General features: G+C 47.3%; 20 protein-coding genes. 7 read left to right on the top strand and 13 right to left on the bottom strand.

Translation table 11 applies throughout. The features are described from left to right. The first annotated feature begins 71 nt into the window (after window positions 1-71). The 4 genes from GGU45_RS09260 (at window position 72) to GGU45_RS09245 (ending at window position 3,100) form a co-directional block, all read left to right on the top strand. Window positions 72-593, top strand: coding sequence for a nuclear transport factor 2 family protein (locus GGU45_RS09260; protein ID WP_435224051.1), 522 nt, complete (start codon window positions 72-74; stop codon window positions 591-593). Between the two features lie 282 nt (window positions 594-875). Next, on the top strand, window positions 876-1,895 hold the full coding sequence (locus GGU45_RS09255) for an isoaspartyl peptidase/L-asparaginase family protein (RefSeq protein WP_435224050.1): 1,020 nt from the start codon (window positions 876-878) through the stop codon (window positions 1,893-1,895). A 94-nt stretch (window positions 1,896-1,989) separates the two neighbouring features. Continuing rightward, window positions 1,990-2,733: a copper homeostasis protein CutC gene (locus GGU45_RS09250; protein WP_435224048.1), complete on the top strand. Its 744-nt coding sequence runs from the start codon at window positions 1,990-1,992 to the stop codon at window positions 2,731-2,733. A gap of 25 nt (window positions 2,734-2,758) precedes the next feature. Beyond that, window positions 2,759-3,100, top strand: a complete 342-nt coding sequence (locus GGU45_RS09245) for a DMT family protein (protein ID WP_435224046.1) — start codon at window positions 2,759-2,761, stop codon at window positions 3,098-3,100. Window positions 3,101-3,295: 195 nt separating this feature from the next. Here GGU45_RS09245 and GGU45_RS09240 read toward each other — a convergent pair whose 3' ends face one another. From GGU45_RS09240 to GGU45_RS09205, 8 genes are all read right to left on the bottom strand, one after another. Next, window positions 3,296-3,688, bottom strand: a complete 393-nt coding sequence (locus GGU45_RS09240) for a hypothetical protein (RefSeq protein ID WP_435224044.1) — start codon at window positions 3,686-3,688, stop codon at window positions 3,296-3,298. A gap of 272 nt (window positions 3,689-3,960) precedes the next feature. Next, window positions 3,961-6,186, bottom strand: a complete 2,226-nt coding sequence (locus GGU45_RS09235; protein WP_435224042.1) for a sodium-translocating pyrophosphatase — start codon at window positions 6,184-6,186, stop codon at window positions 3,961-3,963. Between the two features lie 253 nt (window positions 6,187-6,439). Next, window positions 6,440-7,942, bottom strand: a complete 1,503-nt coding sequence (locus GGU45_RS09230) for an NAD(P)H-hydrate dehydratase (RefSeq protein WP_435224041.1) — start codon at window positions 7,940-7,942, stop codon at window positions 6,440-6,442. 85 nt (window positions 7,943-8,027) lie between these two features. Then, entirely contained in the window at window positions 8,028-9,341 is a 1,314-nt protein-coding gene (locus tag GGU45_RS09225; RefSeq protein WP_435224039.1) for a hypothetical protein, read from the bottom strand. Between the two features lie 9 nt (window positions 9,342-9,350). Further along, entirely contained in the window at window positions 9,351-9,920 is a 570-nt protein-coding gene (locus GGU45_RS09220) for an RNA polymerase sigma factor (protein WP_435224038.1), read from the bottom strand. A gap of 97 nt (window positions 9,921-10,017) precedes the next feature. Next, window positions 10,018-10,725, bottom strand: a complete 708-nt coding sequence (locus GGU45_RS09215; RefSeq protein ID WP_435224037.1) for a DUF4397 domain-containing protein — start codon at window positions 10,723-10,725, stop codon at window positions 10,018-10,020. A gap of 153 nt (window positions 10,726-10,878) precedes the next feature. Continuing rightward, window positions 10,879-12,507, bottom strand: coding sequence for a sodium:solute symporter family transporter (locus GGU45_RS09210; protein ID WP_435224036.1), 1,629 nt, complete (start codon window positions 12,505-12,507; stop codon window positions 10,879-10,881). Window positions 12,508-12,604: 97 nt separating this feature from the next. Then, a complete protein-coding gene (locus GGU45_RS09205; protein WP_435224034.1) occupies window positions 12,605-13,480 on the bottom strand; it encodes an inositol oxygenase family protein in 876 nt (291 codons plus the stop codon). Window positions 13,481-13,721: 241 nt separating this feature from the next. Here GGU45_RS09205 and GGU45_RS09200 point away from each other — a divergent pair, with 241 nt between their 5' ends. From GGU45_RS09200 to GGU45_RS09190, 3 genes are all read left to right on the top strand, one after another. Next, a complete protein-coding gene (locus GGU45_RS09200) occupies window positions 13,722-14,624 on the top strand; it encodes an Rpn family recombination-promoting nuclease/putative transposase (RefSeq protein ID WP_435224032.1) in 903 nt (300 codons plus the stop codon). A 240-nt stretch (window positions 14,625-14,864) separates the two neighbouring features. Beyond that, window positions 14,865-16,658 carry a translation elongation factor 4 gene (lepA, locus tag GGU45_RS09195; RefSeq protein WP_435224030.1) on the top strand — a complete coding sequence of 598 codons (1,794 nt, stop codon included), beginning with the start codon at window positions 14,865-14,867 and terminating at the stop codon, window positions 16,656-16,658. Window positions 16,659-16,811: 153 nt separating this feature from the next. Beyond that, window positions 16,812-17,480, top strand: a complete 669-nt coding sequence (locus tag GGU45_RS09190; protein ID WP_435224028.1) for a 2-C-methyl-D-erythritol 4-phosphate cytidylyltransferase — start codon at window positions 16,812-16,814, stop codon at window positions 17,478-17,480. 162 nt (window positions 17,481-17,642) lie between these two features. Here the strand turns inward: GGU45_RS09190 and GGU45_RS09185 are convergent, their stop codons facing one another. From GGU45_RS09185 to GGU45_RS09165, 5 genes are all read right to left on the bottom strand, one after another. Further along, window positions 17,643-18,563, bottom strand: a complete 921-nt coding sequence (locus GGU45_RS09185; RefSeq protein WP_435224026.1) for an NADP-dependent oxidoreductase — start codon at window positions 18,561-18,563, stop codon at window positions 17,643-17,645. A gap of 151 nt (window positions 18,564-18,714) precedes the next feature. Next, a complete protein-coding gene (locus GGU45_RS09180) occupies window positions 18,715-19,950 on the bottom strand; it encodes an RNA polymerase sigma factor (RefSeq protein ID WP_435224025.1) in 1,236 nt (411 codons plus the stop codon). A 3-nt stretch (window positions 19,951-19,953) separates the two neighbouring features. Next, window positions 19,954-20,295: a YciI family protein gene (locus GGU45_RS09175; protein WP_435224023.1), complete on the bottom strand. Its 342-nt coding sequence runs from the start codon at window positions 20,293-20,295 to the stop codon at window positions 19,954-19,956. Between the two features lie 19 nt (window positions 20,296-20,314). Beyond that, the gene (locus tag GGU45_RS09170; protein WP_435224021.1) at window positions 20,315-20,776 is read right to left on the bottom strand and encodes a carboxymuconolactone decarboxylase family protein; all 462 of its coding nucleotides are present in this window, start codon (window positions 20,774-20,776) and stop codon (window positions 20,315-20,317) included. Between the two features lie 97 nt (window positions 20,777-20,873). Beyond that, window positions 20,874-21,788 carry a GNAT family protein gene (locus GGU45_RS09165; protein ID WP_435224019.1) on the bottom strand — a complete coding sequence of 305 codons (915 nt, stop codon included), beginning with the start codon at window positions 21,786-21,788 and terminating at the stop codon, window positions 20,874-20,876. Window positions 21,789-21,793: the final 5 nt, after the last annotated feature.

Below are 21,793 nucleotides of genomic sequence, written 5' to 3'. Positions count from 1 at the left end.
ACGATTGTCTTATTTTCGCGGTTAACGCAGTTAACACAAATATTAGAATCTACAGGAGTTTTTATACAGGAATGACGAATATTGAAATTATCGGATCTTTTTTTGCAGCCTTTGGAAACCGGGACCACCAGGCCATGAACGCGCTGTATACTGATGATATCGTTTATAGCGACCCGCTTTTTGGAATGCTGGAAGGGCAGGAGGTAAGGGATAAATGGGAAATGATCTGCAGGGGGCTCCGCGATTTTCGGTTAACTGTTATTAAAACGGAAGAGATTGATCAGGAGTATGCTACCTGCCTGTGGAAAGCAACCTGGTACTCGTCCCGTTCAAAAAAAACGATCGTTTTTGAAGTCAAATCATTTATGCGCTTTGGCGGGGGAAAGATCATTGAGCATAGCGATGGGTTTAGCCTTACCAAATGGATCGCCCGGACTTACGGGCTAAAAGGACAGTTTTTTGGCTGGCTTAATTTTATGAAACGGAAGGTACAGCAGGAACACCGGCAGCAGCTGGGACGGTTTTCCGCATCCAAACCGCTGTTTTCAACGGGCGATAACCCTGCTCAGCTTTCTGATTCTTTTGATCAATAGGAGATTTGTCCCGCCTTTGCGGATGAGAATGTGGAATGGTGAATTGTCTACAGGCAATTGTCAATAGCTTCAACCACATGCAACCAGGTTCAACAATCTTTAACCCTGTTCAGCAAACAAAAACAGATGCACTTCCTTTTATACAGACCCTGATATGTCGGGGATAAAAAGGGATCGGTTTTCCTTATGCTGAGCAAAGACGAGGTATAAGTTTAGAATTTTACATTGGATATTTTGAATTCCCTGCTGGGGAATGATTAATTTCGAAAAAAAATAGAGATTATGATCAACAGGAAGCGCTTTCTTCAACTTGGGTTGTTATCCGGGGCTACATCATTGTTGCTGAAAAACGGCCGTGGGCAGGTGGTAACCCAGAATGGTCCGGTAGTAATATCTACCTGGGATGCAGGACTGGCTGCTAATAAAGGTGCCTGGGAGGTTCTTTCTCGGGGAGGAAGCGCACTGGATGCGGTGGAAAACGGGGTTAAAATAACGGAAGCATCGCAGAACTGCTGTGTAGGATTGGGGGCCAATCCGGACCGGGAAGGGATTGTTACACTTGATGCCAGTATTATGGATCACCAGTTCAACTGTGGCAGTGTGGGATTTTTGGAGCGGATCAAACATCCCATTTCAGTGGCCCGCCGTGTGATGGAAAAAACACCGCATGTAATGCTGGTGGGCAGCGGTGCTCAGCAGTTTGCAGTGGAAGAAGGGTTCCCCCTGGAACCACAGAAACTATCGGCCGATGCTCAGAATGCCTATAAAAAATGGCTGGAGAACTCAAAATATGAACCGGCAATCAACCGCGAAAATAAAAGCCACGGCCCTTTTGCACCGCATAGGTTCGACAATGGCGAATGGAATCACGATACAATCGGGATGCTGGCCATGGACGTAAAAGGAAATCTCAGCGGCAGCTGTACCACCAGCGGCATGGGTTTTAAGATGCGGGGCCGGCTGGGCGATTCGCCCATTATTGGCGCCGGGCTGTTTGTAGATAACGAGGTGGGAGCCTGTGTGGCCACCGGGCAGGGCGAAGACGTGATCCGGGTGGCCGGTTCGCATAGCGTGGTGGAAATGATGCGTCAGGGATATGGACCCGAAGTGGCTTGCCGGAAGATCATTGAGCGTATTGTAAAGATCAAGAAAGCTGATGCTCAGAAGATACAGGTTGCCTTTATCGCCATAAATCACAACGGCATCGTGGGCTCCTATGCCATACACAAAGGGTTTAACTATGCCATAAAGACAAAAACAAAAGAAACTCTTGTTGACTCCAATTATCATTTTACTTCCTGATATTAAACAACCCCAACAACATCTCACTAAAAAACATTTCACCAACAACATTTCACTAACGACATCTCACCAACAACATCTCACTAAAAAAAACATGCCACATATCTATAATGAATTTACCATCGAGATAGCAACTACGGATTTTGAATCGACAAAGAATGCTGTTGCGGGAGGTGCCGACCGTATTGAACTTTGCGCCAACCTGGGTGAGGGGGGAACTACTCAGTCTTATGGGGTAATTAAAACCTGCCGGGAAAAATTTGATGTTTCCATTTACCCCATCATCCGGGTAAGAGGGGGCGATTTTTTATATACGGATGAGGAGTTTGATTGTATGCTGGCGGATGCCATTAATTGTAAAAACCTGGATTGCGATGGCGTGGTGGTTGGTTTTTTGAAAGCGAATGGTGAAATTGATACAGAGCGTACTGCCCGGATTGTTGAATCTGTTTACCCGCTGGGCGTTACCTTTCACCGGGCGTTTGACCGGTGTAAGGATCCGCGGGAGGCATTGGAGCAGATCATCGGCGCAGGGTGCGAGCGGATCCTCACCAGTGGGCAGCAACTTACAGCCCCGGAGGGAGCGCCGCTGATCCGGGAGTTGAATGAGCAGGCCGCCGGAAGGATCATTATTATGCCCGGAAGCGGTGTTCGGACAAACAATATAAAAGCACTGGCCGATAGCACTGGCTGCACCCAGTTTCACAGTTCGCTCCGGGAAATGGTTGCTTCAAAAATGAAGTTCAATACACCCGCATTTGCTAATGACGGGGAAAGTATACGTTATTCAGGAATAGACCCCGCAGCGGTTGCCGCATTTAAAAAAGCACTGGCCTGAGCCGTAGCTGCAACCAATTATTTTTATGTTTTACAGAACGATCCTGCTGCTGATCTGCTCCAATGTTTTTATGACACTGGCCTGGTATCATCATCTGAAAAATGAGAACTGGCCGCTGTGGAAGGCGATTTTGCTAAGCTGGCTGATCGCATTTCTCGAATACTGCCTGGCCGTACCGGCCAACCGCATGGGACAGAAAGCAGGGGTAAACCTGTTTCAGTTGAAAATCACACAGGAAGTGATTACATTGGCGGTGTTTACTGTTTATGCCATAGCTTTTGCCAACAATGCCTTTCACTGGAAATACCTGGTGAGCTTTTTATTAATGATCGGCGCTGTATATTTTGTATTTGCGGATATTAAGTAGGGAATGGCCACAGAGGCGCCGAAACACAGAAGTATTTTTCTATTGGCGTTTGCAGCAAATGGATGCTGCAGGGCCGGGATATTCACCAGGCTTAAAGGCAGGTGTATCGTATTTTCGGGGTTCAGATGGATGCGGAACCTGGGCCGGTGCCGAAATCCATTCAGCGCTTCGGCGTTTCAGTGGCCATTATTAAACTCAGTTTCGCTTTAGAGCATAGATTTCCCCGTTACCCTTAATCACATTTTCTAAATACAGGCTGTCTCCCCGTACGGTGACCTTATAATTTGTGTTTAAAAGTGCAGGAGCATTTTGCCCTGTGTTATGGTTCGTAAATTTTGCACTGTCTTTTTTAATCGTATAATCACCAGACAGTGAAAATATAGTGCCTGGTTTATCTTTTACTTTAGCCTCCCATGATGTTCCGTTTAAGGAAATTTCCATGTCGAAGGGGTAGATGAGTATGTAGGTCAGGGTAACAAATTGCTGCTGCCCGCTGTAGTGGCCTCTTAATGTTCCGGGATTGATGGTGCTCTTTTTAGAGCAGGCTGCAAGCAATATTATACATACAATGGCAAGGATCGTTCTCATCTGGCTTTGATTTTATAAGATAATAACGCCGTAGAATAGCAAAACGTAACAAAAGGGTATTATTTTACAAAAAAAGGAGGCTGTATCAAAAGTAGCTATTTTGTCATGCCGTCCCGATCGGGATTGTTTCGGTATCTAAAGATGATTGCTCGTCAATAGATTTTGAAACAAGAATAGATCCCGGGTCAAACCCGGGATGACATCTTCAGAACGACATCATGCTGTAAAGCGGCTTTTGATACGGCCTCTGGAAATATGTTGAGCTATTGCCCTTATTTTAAAACGCTGCTGAAATGTGCAGCCACCTTACCGGCAGTGCCTTTGGTTACTTCCTGCTTAACGGGTGCGGGCTGTTTGGCTACATCATTGCCCTCTACCTGGGCCAGTGTGGGTGCAATAACCAGGGAAACGATCGACATCAACTTGATAAGGATGTTCATAGAAGGTCCGGACGTGTCTTTGAACGGATCGCCTACCGTATCGCCGGTTACAGATGCCTTATGCGGATCCGATTTTTTATGATACATTTCGCCGTTGATCTCCACGCCTTTTTCAAATGATTTTTTGGCGTTATCCCAGGCGCCGCCGGAGTTATTCTGAAACATACCCAGTAATACACCGGATACGGTTGCTCCCGCCAGGAAACCACCCAGGGCTTCTGCACCAAATCCCGGTAAAAAGCCGATGATGATGGGCGATACGATGGCAATGGCGCCCGGTACCACCATCTTCTTAAGAGAAGCTTCGGTGGAGATGGCTACACATTTGTCGTATTCCGGGGTTGCCGTTCCTTCCATAATACCCGGGATGGTTCTAAACTGTCGTCTTACTTCTTCTACCATGGCCATAGCGGCTTCGCCTACTGCGCGGATGGCCAGCGCGGAAAAAATAAACGGAATCATAGCGCCCAGGAACAGGCTGGCCAGCACGTTGGCTTTATAAATATCAATACCTTTAATACCGGCTACTCCAACAAATGCGGCAAATAATGCCAGGGCTGTTAATGCTGCAGAAGCGATAGCGAATCCTTTACCGGTGGCTGCGGTGGTATTGCCAACAGCATCGAGCACATCCGTTTTCTCCCGTACTTCTTTGGGCAACTCGCTCATTTCGGCAATGCCGCCGGCATTGTCGGCAATGGGTCCAAAGGCGTCAATCGCGAGCTGCATGGCGGTAGTTGCCATCATGGCAGCGGCGGCAATAGACACACCATATAAACCGGCACATTTGTAGGAGGCTACAATGCCCGCAGCCAAAACGAGGATGGGCAAAAAGGTAGACTCCATGCCCACAGCCAGGCCGCCAATTACGTTTGTGGCATGGCCGGTGGAAGATTTTTTAATAATAGAATTTACCGGGCGCTTGTCCATTGCCGTGTAATATTCCGTAATAACGGTCATTAAAGCACCTACGGCCAGTCCTACCACAATGGCGCCCAGCACGCCGGCCTTTGTAAATACGAAACCGCGCAGTTCCATTTGCTCCGGCAGGATCCAGTATACCAATCCTGCGGATGCCAACGCCGTTAAAATAATGGATCCCCAGTTGCCCATATTCAGCGCTTTTTGAACGGTGTGGGTACTGATACCCGCGTTTTCGCTGATTTTCACAAAAAAGGTTCCAATAATCGAAAATAAAATACCGATTCCGGCAATGAGCATCGGCAGTACCACGGGAGAATAGCCTCCCAGGAAATCGGCGCCATCTGCCACATTGATCTGCTGTCCCAATACGATTGTGGCCAGTACTGTAGCCACATAGGATCCAAAAAGATCGGCGCCCATACCTGCAACATCCCCTACATTGTCTCCAACGTTGTCGGCAATAGTAGCCGGGTTACGGGGGTCATCTTCGGGGATGCCTTTTTCTACTTTACCCACCAGGTCGGCGCCCACATCAGCAGCCTTGGTATAAATACCACCGCCTACACGGGCAAATAATGCAATGGATTCGGCACCCAGCGAAAAGCCGGTCAGTACCTCAATGGTTGTCAGCATCTCCGAAGAATTCAGGTCGGCATCCGGTGCAAAAAAGTGTTTCAAAATAATATATAAGCCGCCCAGGCCCATAACGGCCAGCCCCGCCACACCTACACCCATCACCGCTCCGCCGCCAAAAGAAACGTTCAGCGCTTTGCGCAGGCTGGTTCTGGCAGCGTTGGCGGTGCGCACATTAGCAAATGTTGCAGCCCGCATACCGATATAACCGGCCACGGCACTTAATACCGCCCCAATAATAAAAGAAACCGAAATCATCCAGTGGGAGTGTGGATTGGCATTGGCCAGTACTCCCAGTAAAATGGCAACAATTACCACAAAATAGGCAAGGATCTTCCACTCTGCCTTTAAAAAAGCCATAGCACCCTCGGCAATATGGTTGCTGATCTCTTTCATTCTTGGTGTTCCTGCGTCCTGTTTAACAACCCATCGGAATTTTATCAACGTGTAAATGAGGCCGATAACGGCCATGAGAGGTACTAAATAGATCAGATGTTGCATATAAATTTTTCTACATTAATATATTATAAAGGCATGAGCAAGGCTGCAAATATAAGTGTTGCATTCAACAAGTGAAGGGTTATTTTTGATGCTGCAATTAGCAATTTATTGAAGCGGTAACGGTTTTTATTTAAACTTTTAAATCATTTGTAAAGGTTTTTTGAAAGCTATGAAAGAGATGGACCAGACAGGCATATTCCGGTAAAATAGGATGCGGCTAATTTTGGTTGCAGGAGGGCTGTAGAAGCCTGTTTTATGACAATTGTTGAAATGCATTCCCGATGTTTTCGATGATATCCGTGGCAGTCATAGCTTCCATCCCGCGGGGGGCCGCAGCCAGGTCGCCAGCCAGCCCATGCATAAAAACGCCCATAATGGCGGCTTCTTTTGCGGAATACCCCTGTGCCAGAAGGGCGGTCAGCATCCCGGTTAATACATCACCGCTGCCGCCCTTGGCCATCCCGGCATTGCCCGTGATATTGAAAAAACCGGCCCCGTCCGGAAGGGCAACCAGGGTGTGATGTCCTTTTAAAACTATTACAACATTCAATTCCATTGCTTTGGATAAGGCCACCTCCATTTTTTTAAAATCATTTTCCTGTTCCCCAAAGAGGCGGGAGAATTCCTTTGGGTGGGGTGTAAGGATGCTCCCGGGGGACAAGAGGTTTAAAAGACCGGGGCTTTCTGCGATGATATTCAGGGCGTCTGCGTCCAGCACCAGCTTTAGGGCTTCATGTTCCAGCAGTTCCCTGAGAAAGTATTTTGTTTTGACACCCGTGCCGATCCCGGGCCCGATCCCGATAGCTGAAAAAAAACCTGGCTTGTAATCCAGCCTGGTTATATGCGCTGCTTCGGGGTCGGGAAGAACCATGGCTTCTGGTGCAGCTGTTTGCAGTATCGAAACGCTCCGCCCGGGCACATGAGCCGTTACCAGCCCGGCGCCGGTTCTTAAACAGGCCCGGGTACTTAAAACGGCGGCACCGGTTTTTCCGTAACTGCCGGCGATGATCAATGCATGACCGAAATTACCCTTATGCGCAAAAGCGGTGCGTGGCCGGTAAATACGCCGGACCATTGTTTGATTGATAATATTGAAAGGGGTATCAACAAGGTCCGGGTAAGAAGGATGCAGATTGATGTCGATGAGGTGAACCTGTCCGAACCAGGGTGCATTCTCTGCCATAAGAAAAGCCTTCTTTAGCACCTGGAAGGTGAGTGTATGCCGTGCCCGGATGATGTTATGGCGGGGGGAGGATTGATCGCAGAACAGGCCGCTGGGCACATCAATGGATATTACCGGTACTCCGGAGCTGTTCAGGTGGCCAACGAGCAGGGCCGCCAGCCCGGTTAGCTCCCGGTTCAGACCTGTTCCAAAAAGTGCGTCAATCAGTATACAAGCCTCGGGAATTACCGGCAGGTCTTTTTCTGACCGGACCTGGTAGATAGGAATGGCCGACAAATGGTGCAGGATCCTGAAGTTGGAGATATAATCATCAGAACCTTTTGCATCCGACTCCAGTATGAATACTTTAATGGGCTTGCCTGCGTTATAAAGCAGGCGGGCAATGGCCAGTCCATCGCCACCATTGTTCCCTTTTCCGCAAAAAATGTAATAGGTACCGGCAAGCGTATGCTGCAACAGCCAGCGGGTACAGGCATTTGCCGCCCGCTCCATCAGTTCCAATGAAACAATGGGTTCATTTTTAATGGTGAATTCATCCCACTGCCTTATTTGTGTTGCACTCAGTAATTTCATGGCTGATTCTAAAGATAGGAATCTTTAAATAAAATGCGGGGTAAAGAACCCCGCATAGATGGTATAACTAAAAACAAACAAGATCCTAAAAATCGAACTTCAGCCGAATGCCCATGCCGGTATAGTTCAGTTTTTGATCCGATACATTCTTCATGGGCACTTTCAGGAAAGGCTCAATGGCCACATTATTTTTATTGGTGACTTTTTGTTTGTACCCGAAAGACAGGTTATAGAATCCCAGGAAGGGGGTTCTTTCTTTTTCAGATGCCTCCGGGGCGGCGCTGGAAACAGTAGATGTTATGATCTGTATGTTTTTATCCTCTTTTAAAATGCCCTGATTGTTTTCGACAGAGATCTGCTGGTTTTCGGCATCCTTATAATAATACAAAGCATTGTCTTTAACCACCACCATACCGGAAACGCCGGCCGTTGCATAAAGCCGGCTGGTGAAATTGTAGCTGATATCCACCGGTATGTCAAAGCCGCTCAGAGTGGCATTTACCCGTTCCAATTGTTGCTGAGGCGCCGCCGCACTCTTACTAACAAGGCTTCGGGCGGTAGATTTGGCAAAAGTGCTCCCGGAACTGCCGTTTAATGCGGCACCCGAAGCAGAAAAGGAAACATCAAAATCGCGTGACGCGGTCATCTTATTGTGCGCAATACCGGCGCTGACCTTTATTTTATCGTTCACCGCATAGCCGAGGGCAATTCCATAGCCCATATTTACATCGCTTTCTCCAAACATGGGGGAGATGTATACACTGGGCGTCCATCTCTTTGAGCGTTTGTTGTCTGCTGCTTCGGGCAACTCATGTGCAAACAACGGTGTGGGGTTATGGGGCCGGTTAACAAACGGCTTTGTTATTTCCCTGCCCGGTGTAACCTGGTTGGGTGGAGCTGGTGCATTTGAAGGGGTTTGTCCGTTTTCCGTCCGCTCTCTTACCGGGGCGGCAGGTGGCGCCGGCGAAACGGGTAGGATGTCATTTTGTGCTATCTGCCGGTTGTCATTACCGGCAAACGAAACGGCTGCCGGTTGCTTCTTCCGGGAAACCGGTAAATGCTCCTCCGGTGAAGGGGTGGGGGCATTGTGCTGCGCCGATGCGTTCTGACCCGGATCCGGAGAAATGTTTTGAAGAGGCGCCGGTGCCGTTTTTACAAAATCCGGCGGGTGATTGCTGCCTCCGGGCATAAAATAATAGGCCGCCAGGAATATTCCTGCCAGCAGCGCTGCTGCAATAGCAACACGCCTCCAGAGGGGAACGACCCGGCCCCTTTTTGAAGAAGATGACTGCAGGTGCTGCCGGGAAAACTGCTCCCAGGCGCCCTGCCGGTATGCTTCCTCGTGGCTTCCGAGTACCTCTTTAATATGTTTTAAAAAATCATCCTGATGGTCTTCCATGACTTTTCATTAAAAATGTTTTATATAGAGCGCTTTTAATTTAGTTTTTGCCCTTGAGAGATATACCCGGCAAACATTTTCCGAGATCTGTAATACCCGGGCAATCTCTTCGTGACTGAATCCTTCAATCTCGTATAAATTAAAAACGGTTTTCTGAATTTCCGGCAGTTGGTTCAGCAGTGACATAATATCCTTTACTTCACTGCTATATACTCCTCCCGAGGAGGGGTGGGATGACTCCGGGAAATGGTTTTCCGAAGGTTCCTCCTGCAGGAAATGCATTTTCTTTTTCCTCAAAAAGTCGATGGCTGTTCTGGATGCAATCCGGGCAACCCAGGCTTTAAAGGATTGTTCGATATCTGCCGAATACCCCGGTGCTTTAAAAGTGCCCAGGTTGTTAAAAATTTTTACAAAAGAATCGTTTACCAGCTCTTCTATAAATTGATAGTCATTTACATAGCGCCTCACCACGCCTTTTATAAAGCCATAATAGCCTTTATAAAGCGCTTCTTTGTGCGGTACTGAATCCTGCTCACATTTTTTCAGCACCAGTTCCAGTTCGGCGTCCTGTATACCCAATTCCCTTGTTATGTTTTACCTTCTTTTAAATATACCAAAAATCAGCCAACCCATTTTTTGCAACGGCGGCTGATTTTTTATGGAAATATGGGATATCCTAATAATAATGCGCCATTGTTTCTACAATCAGTTTTCCGTTGTCAGTGTGCATTGATTTATATCCTGATGTCCAAATAGTATATTGATTTCCATTATATAAGTTCTTTAAATCCGAGGTTGCGAGAACCGTGTTGGTGCCAGCCGCCCTTACTTCGAATTTGATGTCTTTTTCCGACTTGAAGCTTACAAAGGTACTTACATTTTTGTACCCGATGTGCTGGGCAACGGGAGTAGTGTTCCCTTGTATGTACAGGTCAACGGGGCCGGCATCCGGGCTCATATTGGCAAGACGCAATAAAACCGAGTCGCCCTTTGGTGCCATTACGCTGTCGCGTACCAGTACCGCACTCATTTTACTGAGGGTATCCACTATAAATATGGAATACCGTTTTTTAGGTTCGAAGGTTACATTTTTTGAGAACAGGCTGTCCGATTCTCCGCGGTTAAATACATATAATGTACGGTCGCCGGAGTAAACGCGTGTATAATTGGTCCGGTAGGTGTAATAGAACTCATTCAGCAACCAGCGTTGCGTTCCCTTAAACTGGATGTCTAACGGGTTGCTCAGGGGGGCGCCGTTGATAATGCTTACTACTGCTGCATTCTGAAATTCGGGACTTTCATAATAATTGTCGCGGTCCTTTAAGCAGGAACTTAACAATGCAAGGGTCAGCAATAAGGAGCTGCCCAGGAATACTTTTTTCATCTTTATTCTATTTTGAGAGATACAAATGTTGTTCTGATAGAAGTAACGCAGCAATGAATACAAACGCAACACCAATTATCAAAAATCCCGGGGAGGCAAAGAAAACCCGCCCGGGAAAGCCCCTGCGGGTGAACCTGAAAAGACGGAAGAATGCTACCAGAAAACCGTATAAAGGGCGGCAAGGATACCACAGATAATAACGGATCCCATCAGGAAGCCCGGTGAAATCTTAAAGAGCCGGCGATCTACCTCTATTGTTGCCGGCACAGCGGCCCGGGGCGCTGTCAGGCTGACGCCGGTCATCAGCAGCACCACGCAAAAGAAAGTAATGGTCATCCGGTCCAGGAATGGGTAGTCCGGGAAGGCTCCATTGGTCCATGCGGGTAAAAACTTCAATACCGTGGATATCGGGATTGTAAGCACGGCACCCGCCAGCGCTGCGCCGGCTGTTGTACGCTTCCAGAACATTCCCAGGAGGAAGATGGCCAGCACACCGGGCGAAAAAAAGCCGACATACTCCTGGATGAACTGGTAGGCCTGATCCAGCGATTTGAGCGCCGGGGTTACAAGAGCGGCCAGCAACATGGCCAGGATCACCGCCCAACGGCCAACGCGTACCAGTTTTTTTTCGGAAGCCTCCTTGTTGAAGAACTTTTTATAGATATCCAGCGAAAAAATAGTTGAAATACTATTGGCCTTCCCCGCCAGGGAGGCTACAATGGCCGCTGTAAGCGCGGCAAAAGCCACGCCTTTTAAGCCCTCCGGAAGCAGGTTCATAAGCGTGGGGTAGGCATGGTCCGGCTTAATGGCGCCTGCTGCATCGGTCATTTCCTGGTGAAACATCCCGTTTTTATGCAGTACAAACATCGTGATGCCGGGCAACACCGCAATAACGGGTATCAGCAGCTTCAGGAAAGCGGCAAATAAAATGCCTTTACGGGCGGTTTTCAGATCGGCGCCAAGGGCACGCTGCACAATGTACTGGTTGCAGCCCCAATAAGCCAGGTTATTGATGAGCATGCCGCCAATCAGGACCGACATACCCGGCAGTTCATAATAATGGGGATCTCCTTTTTGAAAGATCATGTGAAAATGGGCGGGAGCTTCTTTTCTCAGGATGCCGAGGGCTTTCCAGATATTGCCATCGAACCCGAACCGGTCTGCAAGAAGCGATAGGGCAAGATAGGCGGTAATAAGACCGCCAATGATCAGTACAATTACCTGTACCACATCCGTATAGCCGATTACCTTCATCCCTCCAAGCGTAACAATAACTGAAAAAAGGCAAAGCCCGATAATGCAGGCTTCAAAACTGAAGCTGCTGATGGAGGAAATAGCCAGGGCACCCAGGTAAATGATGGAGGTGAGGTTAACGAATACATATACCAGCAGCCAGAAGATGGCCATAATGGTACTCACTTTATCGTTGTACCGCACGGAAAGGAACTGCGGCATGGTAAAGATCTTGTTTTTGAGGTATATGGGAATGATGAAAACAGCTACGATAATCAGTGTGGCGGCGGCCATCCACTCGTAGGAGGAAATGGCTAATCCCAGGGCAAAGCCGGAACCGCTCATGCCAATAAAGTGTTCGGCAGAAATATTGGATGCGATCAGCGATGCCCCAATGGCCCACCAGGTTAACGAGCCTTCAGCAAGGAAAAAGTCTTTTGAATTGGCCGTGGCCGATTTTTTACGATGATAAACATAGTAACCATAGGCCGAGACGGCAATAAAATAAACCAGGAAAACAATATAGTCAAGGAGTTGTAGTTGATGCATGGCGGGGTTATTTCCTGTAATAAAAAATCCGCCGATCCGGTTTTGCCGGTCAGCGGATTGCTTACATTATATAATGAAGCTGTTTCAACAACTTCAATTAAAATTTTAAAGTCTCCGGAAGATATTCTTTAACCAGGTTTTCGTAATAAGGCCGCAATTTTTCCCAGTTGGGCGGCTCAGGATTCTTTGAATAAAGATCGTAGGGGTTGAAAAGTTTTACCCAGCGCAGCATTTTTTTGTCGTGGTCGTCTGTTAAGTATCCGTAGGCGCCTTCCCTGTGCCATGCATAAAAGGAGTGATAGCGCAGCATGTACAGGCCTTCTTCCGGCAAATGCTCTTTCATGATCTGGTAAATATATTCATCATGCCCCCAGGACATGTGCACGTTCCGGAGCCCGCACCCGGCCTCATATACACCCAGTTTGGTACTGTATTTCGGGTTGTCGTAGTCGGGGTTCTCTTTAAAGAATTCGGGGTAAACAATCTTATCGGAGTAGGCGCACCCCACGGGGAACGTATCGCCCACCACAGCCCACTGCGGTTCTCCAAAAAGGCAAAGCACTTTTCCCATATCGTGCATCAGCCCTGTGAGCACCATCCAGTCCGGATGACCGTCTCTCCGGATGGCTTCCGAAGTTTGCAAAAGGTGCTGAAACTGGTCCAGGTCGGTATCGGGGTCCGAATCGTCTACCAACTGGTTCAGGAAATCAAATGCAGCCCATACGGTCATTTCCTTCCGGTTGAATTTCAGAAAATCGTTCCTTTTTTTCATTACGAAGTCGTGGGTCTGAAAGGTATGGTTCAGCCGGTAAAACTCCTTTACTGTATCCCGCTGGGGATCGTCATAGTTGCGGTAGGCTTCCGTTGATTTTGAGGTGGCGATGGCATCCGGATCGGGGTATCTTTTCAATAAATCATCTTCCCATTCATCAAGACTGGCCAAAGGGGTATTATGCGTGTTTGTCGTACTCATAATGGCGGTTTTATTTAATTAAGAAATCCCGATCGTTTAATCCTTCTAAACTAATCATTTTATTTTAAATAATTTATGAAATTTGAGGGTTTACCTGTATGCCACAGGCAATTTTAACAGAATAAAGGGACCGGTCCTTATACTTCATTACTTAGGTATCCGGCTTATTTTGTAATTTTTTCATTCATATTTATATATTTATAAATAAGTATATGTTTAATAAAAATTCGTATCTTTAGTTATGGCTACTATGAAAAACCTGTCGATGCCTGCCATGGGCCGGTATATCGACCCGCTGACCGACTTCGGATTCAAAAGGATATTTGGTTCTGAATCTCATAAGGATTTGCTGATCGCATTTTTGAATGAGCTGTTTAAAGGCCGTAAAACGATACGCGACCTGGCGTATAGTCTCCAGGAAAATGGTGGTCCGGCAAAGCATCATCGAAAAACCATCGTTGATCTCACCTGTATAGGTATGGAAGGCGAAACGTTTATTATTGAAATGCAGCGTGCAGGGCAGAAATTCTTTGCGGATCGCGCGGCCTTTTATACCGCCAGCAGATTGTATGAGCAGGGACCAAGGGGACGTAAGCATTGGAATTTTGAATTAAAGGAGGTATATTTTATTGGTTTAATGGACTTTGAATTTGAAGATTCACGTCCTGGAAAATACCTGCGTCATGTACGGCTGGTTGAGGAAGAGACCGGAAAAGTGTTTTATAAAAAACTGGGATTTATATTTTTAGAGTTACCCAATTTTAATCTTGAAGCGGCGGAGCTCAAAACCGATCTGGAGCGTTGGATGTATATGTTGCGAAATATGGCGAAAATGGAAAAAATTCCAGTATCTTTATGTACAGAAGTATTTCAGAAGTTGTTTACTATAGCTGAAATAGCTAACTTAAAAAAGGAGGAGTATATGTTGTATCAGAGAGATCTTTTGGATAAATGGACCGAGTATTCCGTATTAAAAACTGCGGAGGAAAAGGGATTAGAGAAAGGTGCCGAACAAAAAAGCTACCAGGTGGTATGTAACCTGCTTTCCAGTACAAATTTTGATGTGGCTAAAATTGCGGCGCTGGCAGGTGTTACTGAATCCTTTGTAAAAAAGGTGAAAATATCACTGAAGAACAAAAAATAAATCGCTAAATAACATAATTGAAAGCTGTCCCGGTTCCCGGTAACGGCTTTTTTTTATGAGCCGGAGCGTGGGGACGGAATTCGGAAAGAGAAGATGGCTGGATCTTATGCCGTTCCTGTTGGGACAAATTTTTAAACAATGCTAACGATTGATGGCTGCTGGCTGATAGCTAACGCCGAAATTCCCCGGAGTTTCCTTTAAAAAGTGTACCTTTGCAGCCCCGAAAATAGGGGTATCAGCATGAAGAATATACGGAATTTTTGTATTATAGCACATATCGACCACGGGAAAAGTACCCTGGCAGACCGGCTGTTGCAGGCCACCAATACCATCAGCGACCGTGAGATGATGGACCAGGTGCTGGACGATATGGACCTTGAGCGGGAAAAAGGAATTACCATCAAAAGCCACGCTATCCAGATCAATTACCGCTCAAAGGCCGATGAGGATTATACACTGAACCTGATCGATACCCCGGGCCACGTAGACTTTAGTTATGAAGTAAGCCGTGCGCTGGCGGCCTGCGAAGGCGCTTTGCTGCTGGTAGATGCTACCCAGGGAATACAGGCGCAAACGATCAGCAACCTGTACCTGGCTATTGATAATGACCTGGAGATTATCCCTGTTATTAATAAGATTGATATGGACGGGGCTATGATCGATGAGGTGAAGGACCAGATCATTGACCTCATCGGCTGCAAACCGGAGGATATTTTGCTGGCCAGCGGAAGAACCGGGCTGGGTATTGATGCTGTGCTGGAGGCCATTGTGGAAAAAATTCCGGCTCCGAAAGGAGACCCCGGGGCGCCGCTTCAGGCCCTGATCTTCGACAGCGTTTTCAATAGCTTTCGGGGGATCATCGTTTACTACCGGATCCTGAACGGGGCGCTAAAGAAAGGCGATAAGGTAAAGTTTGTAAGCACCGGCCAGGAATACGAAGCCGATGAAATCGGGATCCTGAAATTGAAAATGACCGAGCGGAATGAGGTGCGCGCCGGCGATGTAGGCTATATTATTACCGGCATTAAAAATGCCAAAGAAGTAAAAGTAGGGGATACCATTACCCTGGCCAGCAATAGCAGCCCGCTTGCGATCAGGGGGTTTGAAGAAGTAAAGCCCATGGTATTTGCGGGTATTTACCCGGTTAATACGGATGAGTTTGAAGAGCTGCGCGATTGTATGGAAAAGCTTCAGCTCAATGATGCATCATTGACATTTGAGCTGGAAACCTCGCAGGCGCTTGGATTTGGCTTCCGGTGCGGTTTCCTGGGGATGCTACACATGGAGATCATCCAGGAGCGGCTGGAGCGGGAGTTTAAGCAGACCGTGATTACCACCGTGCCCAACGTAAGCTTTATTGCATATACGACCAGGAACGAGAAGATTGTGGTAAACAATCCGACAGAGTTTCCGGATCCTGTAAAAACCGAGCGCATTGAAGAGCCGTACATTAAAGCGCAGATCATTACAAAACCCGATTATATAGGTAATATTATGACCCTCTGCCTGGGTAAGCGGGGGATCCTGGTTAATCAGAGCTATCTGACTACATCGCGCGTGGAGCTGATCTTTGAAATGCCATTGACCGAGATTGTGTTTGACTTTTATGATAAGCTCAAATCCCAGACCCGTGGGTATGCTTCCTTTGATTACCACCCGCTTGGGTACCGCGATAGTGATATTGTGAAGATGGACATCCTGCTGAACAATGAAAAGGTGGATGCGTTGAGTGCATTGATCCATCGCGGACGTGCGCAGGATTTTGGGAGAAAACTTTGCGAAAAATTAAAAGAATTGCTGCCCCGTCAGCAGTTTCAGATCGCTATACAGGCGGCCATCGGTGCAAAGATCGTGGCAAGGGAAAATATTTCGGCCATGCGCAAGGATGTTACCGCCAAATGTTACGGGGGCGATATCAGCCGTAAACGGAAGCTGCTGGAAAAACAAAAAGAAGGGAAAAAAAGAATGCGGCAGATCGGCAACGTAGAAGTGCCTCAGGAAGCATTTTTGGCGGTGTTGAAGCTGGATGATTGAGAGGGGTGAGAAGTGTATAGTGAGAAGTGTATAGTGAGATGTGTATAGTTGAAAGTGAGCAGGTAAAGGTGAAGGTGAAGGTGAAGGGGACATATTTTATGAGGCATTTGCTTTTCATTGGTACCAATAAATTCAAACGGAAATAAAGGCAGGATGAAGAAGACAGCAGTTATTGTAGCAGGAGGTACGGGAACAAGAATGGGTGCCGGGTTGCCCAAACAATTTTTATTACTGAAGAACAGGCCTCTTTTATATTATACGATTGATACGTTTTTGAGGACCTATGAAGACCTGGATATTATATTGGTATTACCGGAAGCATATACTGATATGGGACAGGAAATCATTGATGCCTATTTTGATAAAGAGCGTGTACGCATTACCATTGGCGGTATCAGCCGTTTTGAATCGGTTAAGAATGGCCTGCAGCTGGTAGATGATGAAGCTATAATTTTTGTACATGATGCCGTGCGGTGCCTGGTTTCGCAGGAACTCATCCGCCGTTGTTATGAGCAGGCTGTGGAAACCGGCAGCGCTGTTCCGGTTATCGCTTCCAGCGACAGCGTGCGGCTGCTTACCGAAGATGGAAGCGATGCCCTTGACCGGGAAAAAGTAATGTTGGTGCAAACCCCGCAGGTCTTTCACAGTAAACTGCTGATTCCGGCTTTTTCGATTGGACAAAAAGAAAAATTCACCGATGAAGCCTCTGTTGTGGAGGCTTTTGGTATGAAAGTTTCACTGGTGGAAGGTGAGAGGGACAACATGAAGATTACGCACCGGATCGACCTGCTGATTGCGGAACAATTGCTGTCCTGCGAATAAATGTAAGGTTACCCTGAAGACGTCATCCCGGGCTTAACCCGGGATCTACTCTTGTTTCAGGGTCTGCTAAATGGGGCAGGCATAGATGCTGAAATAAATCCAGCATGACTACGACCAATGGGAATGCACCCGTTGTAAAAGCCTGTTTGAAGTTTTGGATGGCTATGGATTCAAAAGCAACTTTCCCGTACGGTGGCCGCCCTTCATAGCACGAAGGGCTTCTTTTGCATCGGACAGTACATATACTTTTTCTACGGTTGTTTTCAATATTCCATCGGCAACTTGTTGCATAATTTGTTCCAGGCGTTCAGCGTTGGGGCCACTAAAGATCATTTTTGCTGCAACCTGGTGCTGAGCGGCTATTTCCTCTGAGGGCGGTTGTACAAGGCTGATGAGCCGGCCTCCCGGCTTGAGGACTCCAAATGAATCTTCCTGGGTTTTGCCGCCAATAGTGTCCAGTACAAGATCAATGTCCTTTGCCATTGTTGTAAAATCCTGTACTGAATAATCAATAAAAACAGCGGCGCCCAGTTCTTTAATCCGTTGTTCATTTTTTCCGGATCCCGTGGCGATTACAAAAGCGCCGGCAGCGTTTGCCAGCTGTACGGCCATCGAGCCAACAGCACCGGATGCGCCATGGATCAGGATCTTTTCGCCGGGCTTTAATCCGCCTTCATCAAAAATGGCTTTGGAAGCGGTTAATGCTGCTATGGGGATGGCCGCTGCTACTTCAAAGGATACCGGACCGGGCTTTTTTGCCATATCCCCCGCCTTTACTACGGTATATTGGGCATAACAACCACCAAAGTTTCCCGGGTTGCCGCAAACAGCATCGCCGGGTGCAAAACGGGTAACGCCCTCGCCGGTAGCTTCCACAATGCCCGAAAGTTCTGAGCCGGGTATTACCGGCAGCTGAACGCCTACCTCTCTTCCATATACTTCTATGACCTTTTGATCATAAGGATTTACGGCAGCAAAAATTACTTTAACCAGTATTTCTCCCATCCCGGGCTGTGGGATGGGTACCTCTTTAAATTGCAGGTTATCGATATTCCCAAATTGTTCAAGTACGATTGCTTTCATGTATACAGGTTTGAATAAAGGATGATCTTTTGACTGAACGCTGTTTAAAAATAGGTTTCCCTGGTACCGTTCTCCACCAGATGGGTATTGTAAGCCGGAAATAGTCGGCGCTACTATTTTGGGGGAAATCCTTTTTTTAATAACTTCTAAGTTACTGCTTATCCTTTAGTTCATCCAGTTTTTTCTGTATCAGCTGTTTGTCGCTCTCAGATTTTGCTGTTTGTAATGCTGTATGAAAAAGGCCGGTTGCTTTTGCGGGATCTTTACTGCTGTATAAGGTACCCAGCAATACAAAATAGAAATGGCTATCTGTCAGGTTTAATTTTTCTGCTTCTACAATGGCTTCCTCTGTTCCATTAGCTTTGGCAAGCGCGTAAGTGCGGTTAAGCGCGGCAATGGGAGAGTATTCCAGCATGAGCAGCTTATTATACAGTTGGAGGATCGCCTCCCATTTTTCCCGGGTATCTTCGGGGTGCGTATGCCAGTAGGCGATCCCCGCCTCCAGGTGAAATTTGCTGATGCTGTTACCGGTTGCAGCCTGCTGGAGATAAAAAAGCCCTTTTTCGATCAGGTCTTTATTCCAAAGCCGGGTGTCCTGGTCTTCATAAAGAATGTTTTCTCCCTTTTGATTGATCCTTGCTTCAAAACGCGATGCGTGAAAGCACATCAGCGCCAGAAGCGCCCTGGCAGCAGGGGTGGCGGTAAGCGGGTTTTCAAGGAGGATGCAGCAAAGACGCATGGCTTCTGTGCAACACTCCTTTTTTAGCGGATGCTGGCCCGAAACCGAGTAGTACCCTTCATTAAATAAAAGATAGAGCGCGGTCAATACCGTCTCCAAACGATTTTCTGCCATTTGAGCAGAAGGGGGGACAATAAGGATGTTCTCCTCCCGCAATTTTTCCTTAGCGCGTTTCAGCCGTTTATAAACGGTTTCTTTATTGGTTAAAAAAGCATCGGCGATCTCCTGTACGCTGAAGCCGCAAAGCAGGTTCAGCGCCAGTGCAATCTGCGCTTCTATTGAAACGGAAGGATGACACACGGTAAAGATCATGGCCAGCTGGCTGTCTGCAATGGCCGTTACGGAAAGATCAATATCGGCGCCGGTATCTGCCGGCCGGGTTTTGAGATCGGGAGCGATCTTTTTTTCAAAAAGATTGTGACGTTTTAAATAATTCCGGGTCTTATTTTTAGCAACCGTGTACAACCAGGCTGTAGGATTTTCGGGAACTCCCTTCATGCCCCAGAGCTCTGCGGCGGTTAAAAACGTATCGCTTACAATGTCTTCCGCTACTTCGATGTAATCTATGCCAAAACGATTACAGAGTACAGCAATGATTTTGCTGTACTCTGTCCGAAACAGGTGGGGAATAAGCTCGGATTGCTTCATAAGCTACATTGCGCTGATTTCACGCACTTCAACTGATCCGCCAATGCTGTAAACAGGGCATCCCAATGCAATTTCAGCGGCTTCATCAATAGACTCCGTTTTAACTACGATATAACCACCCAGGCTTTCTTTTATTTCGCAAAACGGACCATCGGTTACTACGTGGCCGGGCCGGATCACCCTGCCGCCGGTTTCCAGGCGGTTGCCGCGGTCGGCCAGCTTGTTTTGTGCGGCAATGCCGCCGATCCAATCCATCCATTTTTTAGTCATCAATTGCATTTCTTCGGGTGAACGTTTGGCATATTCTACATAATCAGCCCGGAAGAGAAATAGAAAATCTTTCATAATATATTTTATTTAAGGGTTAATTGAATTGTCCTGGCTGGTAAGTTCCAACGGGGGCGCCAAAGGCAATATTTATGCGATTGTAGCTGTTAATGGCCATAACGCCAAACGTCAGATCTACCAGCTCCTGATCCGAAAAATGTTTTTGAGCTTCTTTGTAAACAGGATCGGGCACCAGGCTGCTTTTAATGGTAGTAAGGGCCTCGGCCCAGGCCAGCGCGGCCCTTTCCTTATCGCTATAAAAGGGGGCTTCCCGCCAGGCGTCCAATACAAATAGCCGCTGCTCTGTTTCTCCCCCCGCACGCAGGTCCTTGGAATGCATATCCAGGCAAAAAGCACATCCGTTAATCTGCGACACCCGGTAATAAATCAGGTGCAGCAACTGCGGATCGAGGGCCGATTGTTTCAGGTATTTTCCAAGGGGGTACAATGCGGCAAATCCTCCTTTACCAATTTCCTGCAGATTGATTCTTTGTTCCATAATTTCAATTTTTTGGCCCCGCAGAGCGGGACGGGTTATTCAATGTTTTATAATATCATAACAACCGGCTGGTATGAAATTGGACAAACCAGGAAAATTATTTTTTAAAAATTTTGTAAGGCCATTTAAGATGGTTCCATTTTGCAAAGTAATAGGGCTCCGGAACGGCTCCGAATTTCTTATAAAAGGCTGCAATCCCCGGAATATTGCTCCCTTCAAAATCCAGGATGAGGTCCGAACCTGCAAACTCCCGGATAAGCGTATCGTATAAGTGATAGTTGGCATGGGTCCGTCTTCCCACTGGTGGGGTGGCGGAACACAGATTGTAAATCCGCTGCCCATCAATAAAAAAAAGGCTAACGGCCGCCAGTGTGCCTCCTGCGGTGGTTACCCGCCGGGTAAAACAGGCTCCTTTTTTTTCCAGATCGACAGCAAGGGCTTCCAGTTTGCAGAAAGCCGCAGTGGCTACTCCCATCCGTTGCTGGTAGAGCCTCCGGTACGTTTCAACAGCCATCCGGATATCCGTATGTGTGTCATACACCAACTGATTTTTTGCCGCTGGCTTCAGACTGTTGTTGATCAGGCTATGGGAATACTGTGCTCTGATATCCGCATAAGCCGGGCCCAGCGGTAGTATATAATTACGAAGCCCGGGGGTAGCAGAGCCGGTGGATACATTCAGGAAGATTTCTGCAAACGGGAAGAGTTGTTGAGCATAATTCAAAAAGGCTGCTGTAACCACCGGTAAAAGCGGCGCATTCGAATACAGGCCCAGTTGCTGTGTAAACCGGGGTTGTGCCAGGTAGGTAATGCCATATTTTCTTTTTATGGTAAGCGGCATTACCACCGAATGGTCTGAATTGATGAGGGCGCCCCAGCCGGGCGACAGATGGTCCAGCCAGGAACTTAAAGCGTACAGTCGGTATTGCGGGCTGTTTTTTATAAACGAATCCCAGCGATCCGTATCGATATGTGCGCGTTCATAAAACCGGATATTTGAAGATGGGTTCAATGCGA

Source organism: Niabella hirudinis (assembly GCF_051201075.1).
GTDB classification, from domain to species: domain Bacteria; phylum Bacteroidota; class Bacteroidia; order Chitinophagales; family Chitinophagaceae; genus Niabella; species Niabella hirudinis.
Note: the sequence above shows the minus strand (reverse complement) of the source record. Positions and strands in the feature narration are given on the sequence as shown.

Coding starts and splice junctions, on each gene's coding strand:
- GGU45_RS09200 (WP_435224032.1), top strand. CDS start 13,722: ATGGCTACTATGAAAAACCTGTCGATGCCTGCCATGGGCCGGTATATC.
- GGU45_RS09215 (WP_435224037.1), bottom strand. CDS start 10,725: ATGAAAAAAGTATTCCTGGGCAGCTCCTTATTGCTGACCCTTGCATTG.
- GGU45_RS09170 (WP_435224021.1), bottom strand. CDS start 20,776: ATGGAACAAAGAATCAATCTGCAGGAAATTGGTAAAGGAGGATTTGCC.
- GGU45_RS09210 (WP_435224036.1), bottom strand. CDS start 12,507: ATGCATCAACTACAACTCCTTGACTATATTGTTTTCCTGGTTTATTTT.
- GGU45_RS09260 (WP_435224051.1), top strand. CDS start 72: ATGACGAATATTGAAATTATCGGATCTTTTTTTGCAGCCTTTGGAAAC.
- GGU45_RS09235 (WP_435224042.1), bottom strand. CDS start 6,186: ATGCAACATCTGATCTATTTAGTACCTCTCATGGCCGTTATCGGCCTC.
- GGU45_RS09205 (WP_435224034.1), bottom strand. CDS start 13,480: ATGAGTACGACAAACACGCATAATACCCCTTTGGCCAGTCTTGATGAA.
- GGU45_RS09190 (WP_435224028.1), top strand. CDS start 16,812: ATGAAGAAGACAGCAGTTATTGTAGCAGGAGGTACGGGAACAAGAATG.
- GGU45_RS09230 (WP_435224041.1), bottom strand. CDS start 7,942: ATGAAATTACTGAGTGCAACACAAATAAGGCAGTGGGATGAATTCACC.
- GGU45_RS09255 (WP_435224050.1), top strand. CDS start 876: ATGATCAACAGGAAGCGCTTTCTTCAACTTGGGTTGTTATCCGGGGCT.
- GGU45_RS09185 (WP_435224026.1), bottom strand. CDS start 18,563: ATGAAAGCAATCGTACTTGAACAATTTGGGAATATCGATAACCTGCAA.
- GGU45_RS09250 (WP_435224048.1), top strand. CDS start 1,990: ATGCCACATATCTATAATGAATTTACCATCGAGATAGCAACTACGGAT.
- GGU45_RS09240 (WP_435224044.1), bottom strand. CDS start 3,688: ATGAGAACGATCCTTGCCATTGTATGTATAATATTGCTTGCAGCCTGC.
- lepA (WP_435224030.1), top strand. CDS start 14,865: ATGAAGAATATACGGAATTTTTGTATTATAGCACATATCGACCACGGG.
- GGU45_RS09225 (WP_435224039.1), bottom strand. CDS start 9,341: ATGGAAGACCATCAGGATGATTTTTTAAAACATATTAAAGAGGTACTC.
- GGU45_RS09180 (WP_435224025.1), bottom strand. CDS start 19,950: ATGAAGCAATCCGAGCTTATTCCCCACCTGTTTCGGACAGAGTACAGC.
- GGU45_RS09245 (WP_435224046.1), top strand. CDS start 2,759: ATGTTTTACAGAACGATCCTGCTGCTGATCTGCTCCAATGTTTTTATG.
- GGU45_RS09175 (WP_435224023.1), bottom strand. CDS start 20,295: ATGAAAGATTTTCTATTTCTCTTCCGGGCTGATTATGTAGAATATGCC.